Raw genomic sequence first — 13,655 nt, 5'->3', positions numbered from 1 at the left:
TGTAAATGTTTTTTACACAAATCTCAATCTATTTACTTAAAAGTTTTTTGCATGATAATTGCATCACCACGACCATCTTTTGACGGGTAGTAGGCAAGACGTTCAGAAATTTTTTGAAATTCAAAGCGTTGATAAAGGTTCAAAGCAGAAAGGTTTGTGGCTTCTACTTCCAAGAATAATTTTATAGCGCCTTTGTCGTGAAGATGGTGCACTGTGCTTTCGATAAGAAAGGTACCAATTCCTTGTTGACGATAATGAGGGTGAACAGCAATTGTGATGATTTCTGCTTCATCAAGGATGAGGCGGCATAGGCAAAAGCCTAAAATTTGATCAGAGCGATCAATGAGAAACACTTTGTATCCGAAGATAGAGTGATCTGTTAAGAAATTATCAAAAGCTTGTTTTCCCCAAGACGGAGTAAAACAATGTTGATGAATTTGATGAAGAGGAGCACCATCATTAACTTGTAGCGGAGCAATTCCAAAATTCTTTTTTGTCAATGAAAATTTGGGCATTATTTTTTTTGTGGTAAAGCAAAATTGGTTTGTTGTTTTGCATCAGCGCTGCGTAGATAGAGTGGGCGAGGAGAATTTTTTGATTGTTTGTTTGCGGCAAGATAAGCATAGTTTACAATATCAGCCGCTTCGCAGGGGATTTTTTCTAGGACAATTTTTTCGTTTATTTTATGGCTTTTAATATGCTCCACAATGACATCAGTAGCTGGGCCGGTCAGTCGGGTTTTTTTTGGTAAATCTTCGAGGATATTTTCAATTGTTTTTAATCCAGGCGCTCCCAAAGGTGTGAGATCATTATGAAAATTTTGATGGTAGAACATCTCTCTCCCTGCTTCAATGACAACAGTAATTGCTGATGCTGTACTTTTACTGTTTATTACTTGTGCTGCTAACGCTTCAAGAGCACTTACTCCAACAGCAGGTATTTCAAGTGCTAATGCCAAAGCGCGCGCTGTTGCAACACCGACACGTACACCAGTAAATGATCCAGGTCCAATATTGACAGCAATACGCTCAACTTGATCAAGCGTCATATTGGCTTGTGTCATTGTTTGTGTAATCTGCCCAATAAGTTTTTCAGCATGCCCTTTGTTCATGCGCTCATTGATACGCGCAATAACAGATTTATGACGAATGAGCGCAACAGCACAATAAATTGAAGCAGTATCTATAGCAAGGATAAGCATAAAAATATTTTAGTTGAATAAAACGATAAACAAAAGTTCTGCTGTATTTTTAATCTTTTTATTATCGTATATTTCATTTGTAAGAAAGTTACTAGTGCCAATAAGCAACAATATCTTTTTATGGGATAGAACGAGATGTTGATTTAATCCCTATTTGTTTTCACTTTTTGAATGAGTACCTTGAATATTGTAAGATTCTCTTATTTCAAATCTACTTATGGTGAGACAATTAAAGTTATTAGCTTGTATATTACAAGCGGAATTAGGGTGTGAATAAAAACTGTTGAAGAAAAGAATAAAAACTCCTTTCACGAATCGTTTAAATGTAAGGATTGTCACAAACATTTTGAGCTATCAAATAGTATGATGATGCCATTTGTATTCCATAGTAAGTAAAAGTAAGTTAAAAGGGGGAAAGCCATGACCCCACATTTTTTCCCAATAAGAGCATATTCTATCACTCTTTATATAAAAACTTCAGCGTAATGAGAGCAGATGAAAGAAATGGCATTGTTTTGCATGAGTTACGTATTTTAATACTACGTCGTTGCAAATCATTATGGACTGAAAAGCAAATTTGACAGTTTTCACTTAAATATCAGCTCTTTCAATTTTTTTGTATAGAATAATGAGCAGTATTTTAGAACTTTTTCTGGTTGTATGAAAGAACTGATTTTAATATTAGTGAACCTTTGGATTGATTGCATGCTCCATTGAAAAAAAATAATTAATGCATATTTCAAAATGTTATATGGTTCAGATCAATCAATCCTATCATGATAAGGCTACACGCGCCAAGAAGGAGTATGGAGGAAGTTGAAGCTAAAATAACGCGCCATCCTGCTTTTTTTAATGAGCGGATATCAACACCTAATCCTAAAGCTGCCATTGAAATGACCGTGAACAGTTGAGCAATAAGTCTGATCGGGTTTATAGCCGTTTCAGGAATAAGTCCGCTTGAACGAATAAGCATCATGATAATAAAACCGATGATAAACCATGGGACGAGAGTATGTAGACGAAAATGTGTTTGTGCTGATCGACGATAGATGATGGATAGGATAAAAATAACAGGGCCCAACATTAAAACCCGCACCAATTTGACAATTGTTGCAATTTGAACGCTCACGAAAGATATTGGCGCTGTTGCTGCTAAGACCTGTGGTACAGCATAAACAACCATGCCAGCAAGCACACCGTATTGGTTAAATGATAAATTCAAAAGTGGGTGTAAAAAAGGGAGAAATAAAATAATAAGAACCCCTAAAAGAGCGGTAAAAGCAATTGCTGCCGCTACATCTTCATGTTTAGCATGAATGACAGGGGCAGTTGCAACGATAGCTGAATTGCCACAAATGGCATTACCACAAGCGACCAGCATTGCTAAATTTGCAGAAAGTCCAAAAAGTCTGCCTATAACAAAACTAATGAGGATCGTTATAAATATAACGAATACGATGCTTGCAAGCAAATTCCAACCGGCTGAAAGAACAGCACGGATGCTAATGCTTGCCCCTAAAAGAACAATAGCAATTTCAAGAAGCGTTTTTGCACAAAAGACTATACCTTTTTGGAAATATTTGGGCAGATTAAAACAGCTACGAGTAATTGATCCTAAAAGAATTGCCAAAACAAGGCTTTCAAGCCACGCTTCTGCGAAAAACTGTTTTTCTATTACTTCTAAACCATAAGCTAAGGCAGATATGAGCAGGCATAATAGAATACCTGGACCAAGGTCGTTCAAAAATGAGAGTTTTTTCTTTGACATTTTAATATTCCCCCGTCATTAAAGAGCTAAAGGTGAAGAGGAAAAAGTTTTAGAGATTTGTTCGTGCTTGTACAGCTGCTGCTAAAGTTCCATCATCAAGATAATCAAGCTCGCCTCCTACAGGAACACCATGAGCAAGTCGCGTAATTTTAACGGAGAAGTTAGAGAGCTGATCGGTGATATAGTGAGCAGTTGTTTGACCTTCGACAGTCGCATTGACAGCAAGAATAATTTCCGTAATAGGATTTTGTACAACACGTTGTATTAAGGTGGCAATGTTGAGTTCGTCAGGACCTATTCCATCTAAGGGGGAGAGTCGTCCACCCAATACATGGTAACGTGCGGCTAAAGTTTTTGCGCGTTCAAGAGCCCACAGATCAGCAATATCCTCAACAACGATGATTGTTGTATCATCGCGGCGCAAATCTGTACAAATTGAACAAGGATCAATGGTATCGACATTTCCACAAACAGAACAAATGCCGACTTTTTCTATAGCTGCTTGTATAGCTGCTCCTAAAGGCTCCAGCAATGTTTCCTTTTTTTTGATAAGATGAAGCGCAGCACGACGCGCTGAACGTGGACCAAGACCTGGTATACGTGATAAAATCTGAATGAGACGTTCAATCTCAGGTCCTGCAATGTATTTAGACATATTTTTGTCCCACGGAAAAATCCGTTTCATTAAAATGGAAGCTTGAAACCCGAAGGGAGCGGTATCCCTGCCGTTATACTTTTGGTTTTTTCTTCTATTGCGATTTCGATTTTTGTTCTTGCTTCATTATAAGCTGCCATAATGAGATCTTCGAGAATTTCAGCTTCCTCAGGTTTGAGTAATGAAGGATCAATTTGAATTGCTGTTATAATATTTTTGCCATTTAAAGTGATATTGACGAGACCTCCGCCTGCAGTGCCGGTAGCTTGCAGATTAGCTATTTCTTCCTGAATCTTCTGCATTTTTTCTTGCATTTCTTTGGCTTTTTTCATCATACTCATCATTTCACGCATAGGAATAGGTATCCTTATTCATCATTGATATCATTTTTATTTTTAAAAATACCAGCATTTTTAAAGGTATTGGGGAGTAAATCAAGATCATTTTCTTCTTTATTGAGTCGAATATCGACAATTTTTGCTTCTGGGAAATGGTTGAGGATTTTCGCGATATCAGGATCTGTTTCTGCATTGGAAAAAAGAGTCTTTTGAATCGCTATACTTTCCTCCTGTAAGGTTGGGCCACCTCCTTCATTAACAAAAGTTATTGTCCAGCGTTTTTCAGTCCATTGAGATATCTTTTTTTCTATATCATGAGCAAGAAATTGTGGGGTATTTTCAGAAAGTCTTAAGGTAATATGCCCAGCTTCAAAAGAAACAGGATGAACAAATTCTTTAATAAGAAGTTTGAAAGGGGCATCATTATGCTGTTCGGCTAATTGAACAATATCGTGCAAAGAATTAATCACTAGAGTTTTAGGTTGAGTAATCTTTTCTGTTGTTTGCGTGACAGAATGCGATAAATTTGCACTCTTTTCAGAAAGATCAATAGATTGAGAATTTTCAAGAGTTTCTGTTACTTCTTGGACGTTGATTTTGTCAGGTTTTTGATTTCTAACTAAATTTTCCGGTTGTAAGGAATGATCTAATTGGTTTTTCAAGGATGTTTTTAAATCTGATTGATCTGGTAATGTATTTGAAACGCTCGAGGAAGCATGGGCTTCGACCATTGTTTCTTTTGTTATATTATCTGCATTTGTAGATTCTTGATGAGAAGAGTTTTTAACCAGTGTGAGAGGTGTTTTTTCTTGCGTAAGCTTTTTTAAAGCTTCATCAAGAGTTGGTAAGTCAGCCGTGTGAGCAAGACGAATTAAAAGCATTTCAGCGGCTTGAAGCGGACGTGCAGTTTGATTAACTTCCTGTAAACCTTTGAGTAACATTTGCCAGTTTCGGGATAAAATAGGAACGGAAAGTTTTTTTGAAAAGTCTAAACTTCTTAAACGTTGTTCTTCAGTCAGTGAGAAATCTTCCACTATTTCTGGTGTAAAACGTAAACGTGTGACCAAATGATTAAAGTCGGCTAGTTCTGTCAATATAGTAAGAGGATCAGCACCTGCCTCATATTGACTGCGTAATTCATGTAATGCATTAACAACATCGCCTTTCATGATAAATTCAAAAAGATCAATAATACGTGCTTGATCCGCTAATCCTAACATTGTACGCACCGCAATGGCATTAACATTGCCATTGCTATGGGCAATCGCTTGATCAAAAATGGATAATGCATCACGTGCAGATCCTTCTGCAGCACGGGCAATCATAGAGAGTGCTTGATCTTCTACTTCTACCTTTTCATATTTCGCAATTTGGCGCAAATGTGCACTCAAAGCTTTTGATTCAATACGCCGCAAATCAAAACGTTGGCAACGCGAAAGGATTGTAATAGGGACTTTGCGAATTTCTGTTGTGGCAAAAATAAATTTCACATGGGACGGTGGTTCTTCAAGAGTTTTCAATAAACCATTAAAGGCTTGTGTTGAGAGCATATGTACTTCATCGATAATATAAACCTTATAACGTGCAGAAACAGGACGATAGCGTATTTGTTCAATAATTTCACGAATATCATCAATGCCCGTATGAGAAGCGGCATCCATTTCTATAACATCAATATGGCGTCCTTCGATAATTTGTGTGCAATGTTCACCAAGAGAGTCTAATACGGTTGTCGGTTGGTCAATATCTTTTGTTTTATAATTAAGCGCACGTGCCAAAATACGTGCTGTTGTGGTTTTACCTACGCCACGAATCCCTGTTAACATCCACGCTTGTGCAATACGACCTTTTTCAAAGGCGTTGGTGAGAGTACGCACCATAGCTTCCTGACCAATAAGGTCAGAGAAGTTTTGGGGTCGATATTTACGAGCAAGAACACGATAGGCTGTTTCTACCGGTACATTTTCCATGAATATTTCCAACTTCGAAGTTCTTTATGCGTACATTTTGATAATACAAAAGCATAGATCAATACTGTAGTCTCATATAAAAGGATTTTTTCTTAATCAAATTATTTATGGGACAATTTGTTAAAAAATAACCAAACCCCTTTATTTGCTGCATAAAAATGCCGCTCTGAAGATTAAAGGCACCTCGCTAAAAGACAGCATAAAAAATAATTTCTTCAGCAAAATAGGAGGTTGGCACGATGACCCGTACCAAAACTCGTTGGGGCTGCTTCTTTCCAGACCTGACCCAGTTGGCGAGCAGTTCGTCCACCACCAACCTCCCAAGTTCATATTGTCGATTTGGAATGAAAAATCAAGCTCAGAAACGAAAAATATCCTAAGAACGACGAAGAATTTTCCTTTGCGTTTAATTTATTGACATATAAACAACAAAGAGATTATGGATTTACCAGTTTTCATAGCAGTAGCTCTTCATATTTATTTGGTATGAAAATATTTTTCGCTTAAGATAATCTGAATGTATAATTATTCTCATTCGCTGAAACATGTAAGAGTGTTAGGATAGATACGTCTGTTCTAAAACTACGAAATTGAATCATCAAAAATTTACAACAGTCAAAGAAGCAAATAAAGTAGATAGATCATGTAATTGGCTAACATTCGAAAGTTAGGGGGAAGAGTGCTATTTAAATAATTAGCAAATATTGCTTTAATGGTGTTGCTCCTCTCACACAAAACAGAACATCCCAAACAGAATAACTTAATGTTCTACATTCACATGCTTTTTAAAGAGCTATTGCTCAGTACTGTTAACTATATTTCAAATCCCGCTCGTAAATAGTATACATACTTCCCTTGAGGTATAAATCCATTGTACACTACCCTCTTTATGCTTAATAAAAGTATAAATTTGAGCCCTCATACTATTAACAATTCCCAATGTTGCGATCCCTTGCACTTGAGAGGCTTTATAAGAAGCATTTTTATTCCTTTTTTAATCGTTTTTACTCACACACCACCCCCATTTGTAACTTTCAAGGAAACGATTTTAATTGATTCAATATGAAGATTTAAGATGGGAGGATCTTACTTTATTTGTGATTGTAATTCAGTATAAAAAATCAAAGTCTTATAATGATAAGTCAATATCTTAAATATCTTATAAGACCACCACCTGATTTCTATAGTGAATGAGAATATCAAATACGTAATATTTTTTCTTTTAACATATACGAATATAAATACTGAGTAGATGTTATCGCTCTTTGCGTGCTTGTTCTTTTAATTAAAAAACATCGATGTTTATCACAAGATGGATCAATATATGAATTTTCATCATTTGAGAAAAGGTTTCATATATTTTTTAAGTGACTGTGCTCATACAAGAGAAGATGCAACATTCAGCGCTATAGAAATAAGGGGGTACTGGTTTTATAAGCGTAAAAATGGTTCTTATTCGATATAAGCGACATTTTATAGTTTCAAATAATTATATTCTTTAACAAGGAGGGAAAAACGAGATGAATTTTTACAAAAAGCTGAATGAGTGTGATTTAAAATGCAGCGAGGAATGCATCTATAGAGAAAATTTTGCTTTTCTGTTTATCTAAGTGATTTGGGTAAGATGTGCTTCATAGCACTTAAAATGAAGCAGCTACGAAGATAGAAGTCATATTCTTATTAAAAAATAGCTTTTATAGTAGAAAATCCAGAACAATTTAAGTTTAGTCTTTTAGTTTTTGCAAAAGTCCTTCAATATCTAATGTTCTGAGCAGCTTAAGGTTTTTCCATATTAGTATAAAAATACCTCTTCAGCGATTAGTTTTAACAGCTTATCATGTCGTATTTTGAAAAAAATACCTGAAAAAAGAATAACTCTACTCAAATTTAGATGTTATAGAAATATTATTAATCATAATCTCCTGTATCACAATTCGTTCCAACAACTTTTTTCTTCGTAATATTTTTAAAAATATAATGTCCTGACGAAGGAAAACTTATATGAAGAGATTTTATATTTTTTAGTGTAAAGACCTTCTTTTCTTTATCATGGGTTATTTTCTTTTCATCATCAACAACAATTCTCAATTTGTTTAGATCAGAAGGGGTAGAGTACGATAAAGTGAAGGATACTTTATTCGGTTTAAAGATACTACAAGAGTATTCAACTCCTTGATGGACAATATCGGATGGGGTGATCACAACACTTTCATCCAGCGAAAAATTCCATTTTCTCTCACCAAAGCCAGCAAATGCAACACTAGAGTAGGCGAAAATATTTGCGGCTAATAATCCTTGCGCGAAGATTTTTTTCATTATCCTTTCCTTTTTTCTAAAGTGAGATGAATCATAAATCAGTTTTTATAAAAATGAAAGTTCAAACTTAATGCTAAAAGCAGGGCTAAGTTGCATTTTCTAGCTTTAAACCATGTTCAGAATGATATCAGTCTAAGAGATTTGAATGCTCTATTATGTATAATAATTTGAATTGTTTTGAGAGTTAATTTGGAAGTTCGTTATCTTTATTGAAATAAATTGTCAGAAGAAATGACTTTTCTCAAGAACCTCTCTTTAATATATAAAGGGAAATATATGGTACAAGCGTTTTTATGTTTGGTTACTGTGTTTTTACATTGATTTTTATACAAGTTGAATTGCTTTTATATATACGATGTTCGATCGTTTTGTGCCGGATAAGTACCGATAATACGCAGTTCTGCAGAAAAGAAAGATAATTCTTCTAAGGCAAGTTTCATCATCGGATCTTCAGGATGTCCTTCAATATCAACAAAGAATTGTGTTGCATTGAAATTTCCACCAATTTGATAGCTTTCTAATTTTGTCATATTGATACCATTCGTTGCAAATCCTCCCATAGCTTTATAGAGAGCAGCCGGGACATTGCGCACTCGAAAAAGAAGACTGGTGATGATTTTTTCGCCATTTTTAGGCTTGGGAACATGTCGTTTGGAGCGTGAAAGGATGACAAAACGGGTAATATTATGAGGGGTATCTTCAACATCCCTTTCAAGAATATCAAGTCCATAGAGTTCTGCTGCGATCAGAGGAGCTAAGGCAGCCTGTGAACGTTTAGCATTTTTTTTAATAAATTTTGCAGCTCCAGCGGTGTCAGCAGAAACAACAGGTTTCCAACCGTTGTTTCGTATGATTTTTCGGCATTGTGCAAGGGCATGCGTATGGCTGTGGACGGTTTTAATTTCGTCATATGTAACGCCGGGCAAAACCATTAATTGAAAATGGATAGGTAAAAAATATTCATCAATAATATAAAGAGATGATTGCGGTAAAAGATGATGAATGTCTGCAACGCGTCCCGCAAGAGTATTTTCAATAGGGATCATAGCAAGATCAGCTTTCCCACTTTCCACTAAATTAAGGGCATCTTCAAAAGTAGCAGAGGGAACAGCATCCATATTGGGGAACATATTGGAGCAAGCAATATGGGAATTAGCGCCGTATTCTCCTTGGAAAGAAATTTTATTGGTTTTTTTAAGTATTTTCATGCTAAAATCTCGCGCACTTTATCGAGATCACGTTGTGTGTCTACGCCTAAGGGAATTGTATCAACTATCTCCACATCGATGCGCATATTATGTTCTAATGCACGTAATTGTTCAAGTTTTTCGCGTTGCTCGAGTGTAGAGGGTTTGAATGATATAAATTTCTCAAGTGCTTCGCGCCGATAAGCGTATATTCCAATATGATGATAAAGAGGACCATCTCCATAAGGTGCTGTGGTGCGCGTAAAATAAAGAGCACGAAGGCGATTTTGAGAAAGAGGTGTACCAATGATTTTGACGACATTGGGATCTCTTTTTTCATTTTCTTCAATGATTCGAGCACCCAAGGTTGCAATATCAGTAAAGCTATTTTCTAAAGGGCGTAGCGCATGAATGATTTCACGAGGCATTATTGTTGGTAAGTCACCTTGTATATTTAAAATGGTATTGTAACGTTGTTCAGGATCAATACGCATTAAAGCTTCATAAATACGATCAGATCCAGACTTATGATCACCTTGTGTTATGATACATTCATGCCCATAATCTGCAACAGCTTTAGCAATATCATTATGATCTGTTGCAACGATCGTACGCCCTATTGCAGCTTTTTGGGCTTGTTCTGCGACATGTACAATCATCGGCTTTCCGCCAATTTCAGCGAGAGCTTTTTGAGGAAGACGGGTTGAGCCTATACGAGCAGGAATAAGAATAATTGGTTCAAGAGCCATTGTAAGATTCCAAATGTCATCTGTGATGCATTTATGATGTTGTGTGTTATAAAGAAAAAGCTTAAACTAAAAATGGTAATGAAACCGTGAACATTTGAGTTTTTATGAATCGCTCGAGATTTATTTATTTTATTTGTGCTTGTTTATGTGTGCTGGTCATTATTGTGGGGATTTCTACACTCAGCAATATAGTTTACGATCATCCTACATCAGTCCAATATTATCATACAGTTGCCAAGAATGATACATTTCAAGAAAAACAAAAAGCACCTGATGTTTCTCTATCACTAAATAGCCGTCTTCAACAAGGCAATTTTGAAAATGGCCGTAAACTTTTTCGCCAATGTGCCATATGCCATACTTCTGGACGCAATGAAGCAGGGCGTGTTGGTCCAGTTCTCTGGGAGATTGTTAATCGCCCTTTGGCATCAGCAGCAGGTTTTGCTTATTCACGGGCATTGCGTTCTCATTCTGATCAAAAATGGGATTTTATCACTTTGGATCGTTATTTACATTCTCCACGTGAAGCTTTTCCTGGGACTATTATGTCTTTTCGTGGAATTAAAAATGATCAAGATCGTGCCGATCTTTTGCTTTATTTACGCAGTTTATCCGATCATCCTGTTCCTTTACCAATGGATAATAATAAAGCGAACGAGCCAAATTAACTTATACCATAGATGTTAATTTTAGAAAGAAGTCTGATTTTTTGTAATTTTAGTTTCACGGTTTTATCAAAAGAGCTCTTATCGATGTTTTGTTAGGGGGAACGTCCCTCATTCAAAACAGAATACATTTAATGTTACATATTTACTCGCTTGTTTTAAAGAGATCTTTTATAAAAATGCACTCTTTACGCTGTCATCTGCAGATTGATTTTCAAGATTCGTTTGCTTCACTTTTTCTACATATGCTTGTCTGTGAAATTATTGCTGAAGGATTATAAATTCATGAGCCGCAGCTTTCTTCTTCTGAATGCAATAATTATGTAATTAAAGCTCTCCATGAGGTTTAACAGAATCTTTCTGTACACATCAATACCCATGTATTTTTCTTATGGACAGAGACAATTTATTATTCTTATACGTGCAATAATCCTAAGCTGCGTTTTATGATGCTTGATGAATAGACGTTTTCTCTTGAGGTTAGAGGTGTAGGGACAGATCATTGATCTTTTATAGTATCGATAACTAAACTATGATTTAGATTATTTATTTACAGGTTATGGTTTGAAGTAAGCACTTTCATGTGAAGCAATTTTTATGTGTAAATAGTAAAATAGAGTTCTGCTGATTATATTTTTATCTACTTCGAAAATTTTTTACACAAGAATACTGATGGCAGCTAAGTTTGCACGAGTCTTTGTTCATTTATAGACGATGACATGAAATTATGCTGATAAGCTATTATAGAGAATTATTTTTTCACAAAAGGTCTTCCATATTTGTGATAAATTTAATAGTTTCCATTGGTTACAGTGTTTCGATGACTTACGATAAAACATCAGTATTTCAATACATATTGCGAGAGTGCTAAAAATTAATGCGCGAGGAGACATAATCATGATTCCCCAAGCTTCTTAATAACTATGGCATTTTCCTTATAATTTGAGCGTTTATAAGTAATAATATTAAATTGCGCTAATAATCCATTGTAGAGAAGAATTTTTCCCACTAAGGGTTCACCAATATTTGTGATCATTTTAATAACTTCCATTGCTTGTAGGGTCCCAATAACGCCAGGTAAAACACCGATGATTCCAGTTTCAGCGCATGTTGGGATAGTTCCGTGAGCCGGAGGCGTGGGAAATAAATCGCGATAGTGAGGATTATTGTCTTTATACGGCATAAGGACGGTTAATGAACCATTAAAACGTTCTACAGCACCACTTATTAAAGGTTTTTTGCATTGGGCAGCGTGATCAGCAAGAAGATAGCGTGTCGTAAAATTATCACTTCCATCAACAATGATGTGGTAAGCATTGAGCAGTTTATCCACATTACTTTTATCTAGGCGTAGGGTGTGTTTTTCAACTACAACATGGGGATTTATTGCTTTTATAGTGGTTTCAGCACTGTCTGTTTTTCTTTTGTTTATTGCATTTGTTTTATGAATAACTTGGCGTTGTAAATTGGAAAGTGAAACGATGTCGTTATCGACAATTCCAAGGGTTCCAACACCTGCGGCAGCCAAATAGGTTAAGACAGGAGCACCAAGACCACCAGCGCCCACAACAAGAACACGTGCTTTTTTTAGCTTTTGTTGCCCTGCACCACCAATCTCAGCCAAAATGATGTGGCGTGCATAGCGTTCGATTTCTTTGTTGTTTAATTTTGTATCTGTTTCTTGTGTCATAAATTTTCTCTTGTCATAGTTCTTTTATTGTTTACTAAGTTTATGGTGCATAGACCAGTCTGCTTTTAGGATAGGGAGGATTTATTTATGAAAATTGCTATTCAGATGGATCATATTTCAACAGTTCGGATTCAAGGAGATACGACATTTGCACTCGCTTTAGCAGCACAAGAACGTGGACATTCTCTCTTCCATTATACACCAGATCGTTTATCTCTGTGCGATGGTTGTGTGATTGCACGACTAGAGCCATTGATTGTGCATGATAAAGAGGAAAACTACTATCAATTAGAAAAGCCTGTTCGCACGGAATTAACAGATATGGATGTGGTTCTTTTACGCCAAGATCCACCTTTTGATCTCAATTATATCACGACGACTCATTTGTTAGAACGTATTCATCCTAAAACACTCGTTGTGAATGATCCAGCATGGGTACGCAACAGTCCAGAAAAAATTTTTGTTACTGAATTTTCTGATCTGATGCCAGAAACATTAATTACCAAAGATATTGAAGAAATAACAGCTTTTAGAGAGACATTTGGCGATATTATTGTTAAACCACTTTATGGAAATGGGGGCGCTGGTGTTTTTTATTTAAAACAAGATGATCGCAATTTAGCATCATTGTTGGAAATGTTTGCAGAAATTTATCATGAACCTTTTATTGTTCAGCGCTATTTAGAGGCAGTACGAAAAGGAGATAAAAGGATTATTTTGCTTGATGGTACACCCGTTGGAGCTATTAATCGAATTCCGACAAAAACAGATGTGCGCTCTAATATGCATGTTGGAGGTCGCGCGGAAAATGTTGAGTTAACAAAACGTGATTATGAGATTTGTGAACGCATTGCTCCAGCCTTAAAGGAACGTGGTCTTCTTTTTGTGGGGATTGATGTGATCGGAGATTATATAACAGAAATTAATGTGACGTCTCCTACAGGAATTCGTGAAATTAAACGCTTCTGCGGTACAGATGTTGCTCATTTGTTTTGGGATGTTATTGAGTTCAAGCGTTCAAATTAATTTATTTGACAGAGGACAAAAACATGGTTTTAAAAAAATGATCCATGTTGTTTTTTATATTTGTTATGTTGCAAATGTGAACTAGAATGA

At 36.0% G+C, this 13,655-nt stretch carries 12 protein-coding genes and 1 other RNA gene; 2 read left to right on the top strand and 11 right to left on the bottom strand.

All coding sequences use genetic code 11. The features are described 5' to 3' along the window. Positions 1-32: 32 nt before the first annotated feature. From rimI to ACFIKQ_RS04510, 10 genes are all read right to left on the bottom strand, one after another. Complete coding sequence (gene rimI, locus ACFIKQ_RS04555; protein WP_375652636.1) at positions 33-515, bottom strand: ribosomal protein S18-alanine N-acetyltransferase; 483 nt, start codon at positions 513-515, stop codon at positions 33-35. Further along, a complete protein-coding gene (gene tsaB, locus ACFIKQ_RS04550) occupies positions 515-1,201 on the bottom strand; it encodes a tRNA (adenosine(37)-N6)-threonylcarbamoyltransferase complex dimerization subunit type 1 TsaB (protein ID WP_375652637.1) in 687 nt (228 codons plus the stop codon). The genes rimI and tsaB overlap by 1 nt, the downstream gene beginning before the upstream one ends. Positions 1,202-1,940: 739 nt before the next feature. Further along, positions 1,941-2,969 carry a YeiH family protein gene (locus ACFIKQ_RS04545; RefSeq protein WP_375635980.1) on the bottom strand — a complete coding sequence of 343 codons (1,029 nt, stop codon included), beginning with the start codon at positions 2,967-2,969 and terminating at the stop codon, positions 1,941-1,943. A gap of 49 nt (positions 2,970-3,018) precedes the next feature. Further along, positions 3,019-3,624: a recombination mediator RecR gene (gene recR / locus ACFIKQ_RS04540; protein WP_012754642.1), complete on the bottom strand. Its 606-nt coding sequence runs from the start codon at positions 3,622-3,624 to the stop codon at positions 3,019-3,021. A 29-nt stretch (positions 3,625-3,653) separates the two neighbouring features. Beyond that, positions 3,654-3,977, bottom strand: a complete 324-nt coding sequence (locus tag ACFIKQ_RS04535; protein WP_012754643.1) for a YbaB/EbfC family nucleoid-associated protein — start codon at positions 3,975-3,977, stop codon at positions 3,654-3,656. A gap of 14 nt (positions 3,978-3,991) precedes the next feature. After that, on the bottom strand, positions 3,992-5,932 hold the full coding sequence (locus tag ACFIKQ_RS04530) for a DNA polymerase III subunit gamma/tau (protein ID WP_375656051.1): 1,941 nt from the start codon (positions 5,930-5,932) through the stop codon (positions 3,992-3,994). Positions 5,933-6,155: 223 nt separating this feature from the next. Beyond that, positions 6,156-6,253: signal recognition particle sRNA small type (ffs, locus tag ACFIKQ_RS04525), an RNA gene on the bottom strand. 1,587 nt (positions 6,254-7,840) lie between these two features. Continuing rightward, the gene (locus tag ACFIKQ_RS04520) at positions 7,841-8,248 is read right to left on the bottom strand and encodes a hypothetical protein (protein WP_375635978.1); all 408 of its coding nucleotides are present in this window, start codon (positions 8,246-8,248) and stop codon (positions 7,841-7,843) included. Positions 8,249-8,592: 344 nt separating this feature from the next. Continuing rightward, a complete protein-coding gene (locus tag ACFIKQ_RS04515) occupies positions 8,593-9,456 on the bottom strand; it encodes a prephenate dehydratase (protein ID WP_375635977.1) in 864 nt (287 codons plus the stop codon). Then, positions 9,453-10,184 carry a 3-deoxy-manno-octulosonate cytidylyltransferase gene (locus ACFIKQ_RS04510; protein ID WP_375656050.1) on the bottom strand — a complete coding sequence of 244 codons (732 nt, stop codon included), beginning with the start codon at positions 10,182-10,184 and terminating at the stop codon, positions 9,453-9,455. Before ACFIKQ_RS04510 ends, ACFIKQ_RS04515 begins: the two co-directional genes overlap by 4 nt. A gap of 104 nt (positions 10,185-10,288) precedes the next feature. On the opposite strand from ACFIKQ_RS04510, the gene ACFIKQ_RS04505 reads away from it, so the two are divergent. Then, complete coding sequence (locus ACFIKQ_RS04505; RefSeq protein WP_375644629.1) at positions 10,289-10,852, top strand: c-type cytochrome; 564 nt, start codon at positions 10,289-10,291, stop codon at positions 10,850-10,852. An 892-nt stretch (positions 10,853-11,744) separates the two neighbouring features. Here ACFIKQ_RS04505 and ACFIKQ_RS04500 read toward each other — a convergent pair. Beyond that, positions 11,745-12,539, bottom strand: coding sequence for a molybdopterin-synthase adenylyltransferase MoeB (locus ACFIKQ_RS04500; protein ID WP_375635974.1), 795 nt, complete (start codon positions 12,537-12,539; stop codon positions 11,745-11,747). Positions 12,540-12,626: 87 nt separating this feature from the next. On the opposite strand from ACFIKQ_RS04500, the gene gshB reads away from it, so the two are divergent. Continuing rightward, on the top strand, positions 12,627-13,565 hold the full coding sequence (gshB, locus tag ACFIKQ_RS04495; RefSeq protein ID WP_375644628.1) for a glutathione synthase: 939 nt from the start codon (positions 12,627-12,629) through the stop codon (positions 13,563-13,565). Positions 13,566-13,655 lie beyond the last annotated feature (90 nt).

The organism is Bartonella sp. MR63HLJHH, from assembly GCF_042194155.1.
Lineage (GTDB): Bacteria > Pseudomonadota > Alphaproteobacteria > Rhizobiales > Rhizobiaceae > Bartonella > Bartonella grahamii.
Note: the sequence above shows the minus strand (reverse complement) of the source record. Positions and strands in the feature narration are given on the sequence as shown.